The organism is Pedobacter agri PB92, from assembly GCF_000258495.1.
In the GTDB taxonomy this organism is placed as follows: Bacteria; Bacteroidota; Bacteroidia; order Sphingobacteriales; family Sphingobacteriaceae; genus Pedobacter; species Pedobacter agri.
This window is the reverse complement of sequence record NZ_AJLG01000360.1, coordinates 1-479: the sequence shown is the minus strand read 5'-3', so window position 1 is coordinate 479 and position 479 is coordinate 1. Positions and strand designations below refer to the sequence as shown.

The 479-nt window shown below is 43.8% G+C and carries 1 protein-coding gene; it reads left to right on the top strand.

Annotated features, from left to right (window positions below):
- On the top strand, window positions 1-479 hold a 479-nt coding region (locus ON09_RS23875), incomplete at both ends, for a Gfo/Idh/MocA family protein (RefSeq protein ID WP_029204608.1).

Here is a 479-nt window from a genome sequence, read left to right as displayed (position 1 = left end):
TTTGGGTGGATATGGCACCCGCGTCGCTGAAGCGATGAAAGACTGCACTAAAGCTAAGCTGGTGGGAGTAATTAGTGGTACCCCTTCAAAAATTAAAGACTGGCAAGCGAAATACAATATCCCTGAACAAAATTGCTACAATTATGACAACTTCGATCAGGTTAAAAACAATCCGGATATTGATGCGATTTATGTGATTACACCAAATGCATTGCACCACAGTCAGGTAATCCGTGTAGCCAATGCCGGAAAACATGCGATATGCGAAAAACCCATGGCGCTAAATGCCAGAGAAGGACAAGAGATGATAGATGCCTGTAAAAAGGCGAATGTAAAATTGCTGGTTGGCTACAGGATGCATTTTGAGCCACGCACATTGGAAGTGATTCGGATGCGAAACGCAGGAGAATTTGGGAAGGTGATGTTTTTCCAGGGGCAATGTGGTTTTAAAGCAGGAGACCCTAAACAGTGGCGTTTAA